Annotated in this window: 1 protein-coding gene; it reads right to left on the bottom strand. The window is 54.8% G+C overall.

The features are described 5' to 3' along the window. Window positions 1-830 (bottom strand): diaminopimelate decarboxylase family protein (locus A3AY_RS36915; protein ID WP_167332419.1); only part of this gene is annotated, 830 nt, incomplete at its 3' end. Window positions 831-1,499: the final 669 nt, after the last annotated feature.

Genomic DNA, 1,499 nt, shown 5'->3' with positions numbered 1-1,499 from the left:
TCGATGATCTTCGCGTACTCACCGACATCGGGCCCGGCCCCGAAATCATAGGAGATCCCCAAGCCACCTCCAAGGTCAAGGCGTCTTACCTGATGACCGCGCACTCGCAATGTCTTAACCAGGTCAGCGAGCCGTTCGTATGCTGCCCGGTAAGTCGACAGATCGAAGATCTGTGATCCGATGTGGACGGCAAGACCGGCCACATCGAGTTCGGGCCAAGCTTCGGCCCTCGCATACAGTTCGGGGATTTCCTCCAGCGGAATTCCGAATTTGTCTCCCCGTTTTCCGGTGCTGATTTTCTCGTGGGTTTTCGCATCGACGTCGGGATTTACCCGGAACACGATAGGCGCGCGAACACCTAGCGATCGAGCGATGCTGCGGATTTCATCGAGTTCGGCGGGCGATTCCACATTGATCTGATGGATGCCAACTTCCAAGGCACGAGCGATCTCTGCTCGAGTTTTGCCGACGCCTGAAAAAACGATCTTGAAAGGCGGCACGCCGGCGGCGAGCGCCCTCTCCAACTCGCCTCCTGACACAATATCCATGCCGCAACCCAGATCCGAGAGCAGCCGCAGGACCGAAACGTTGCTGTTCGCCTTGACAGCGAAACAGATCGAAACTCGCGACGAACCGAGTTTGTCGGCCAGCAGTCTATAGGCCTCTCTGATCGTAGTAGCGCTGTAGCAGTAGAACGGTGTTGGAACTACATCAGCAATTTCACCAACCGACATGTCCTCGATAAACAGTTTCCCATTCTCGTAAGAGAAGCTGCTGTGCTGGAGCGCCGCCGATCGTGCCGCGCGTTCGTTTCCGATTAGAGATGTCATCTACGTCCCGCTTCATACTCTTGTTAGCCTGATCTTTGCAGATGACGAGACCGCGATAAAATATTAAATTATGCGCCTCTAATTCATATTTGATATATATGAAGTGGGTTTCATGCAGCGGAGCCATCGTCAGATTGAAATCTTCAAAGCCGTGATATGCTACAAAAGCACCAATGCCGCCGCAGAGACGCTCGGTAAGATAGCACGTACAATATGGGTGCTTCTCGTCAAGGACTGCACATATTAGGCGCCAGCGATGGCAGAGGCGTAGGAAGTGGGACAGAATTCCCGGTGTATGCGCCGAGCTAGAGCGGGAAGGTACGAAGCGTGATGAACCCGAGGGGCGATATCTCGATGCCGATCAGACCGTTTGACGCACTGCGCCCCTGAGCGCGCAAGACTGTATGGGCGGTCATCGTGGATCCCATCGTGGCCATCGGTCGATGACCGCGCTGACAGGCCGGACATATGACTGTACCGTCCGACGATTCACGAAGGAAAGATCTTGCTATGTTTAGGAGCCAAAGCCCGCTAGGAATGCTAGCGGCCCTTTAATCGCAGAGGCTTGGGAGATCAGATTACTCTGCGGCGAACTGTTGAGGTCTCAAGCGCAGTGCGGCTGCACGACGGTGGCCTTCTAGTTGTTCGGTAGCGCTTTGACGAACGGCT

Source organism: Rhizobium giardinii bv. giardinii H152 (assembly GCF_000379605.1).
Taxonomy (GTDB): Bacteria; Pseudomonadota; Alphaproteobacteria; order Rhizobiales; family Rhizobiaceae; genus Pararhizobium; species Pararhizobium giardinii.
This window is presented reverse-complemented; position numbering and strand designations above follow the sequence as displayed.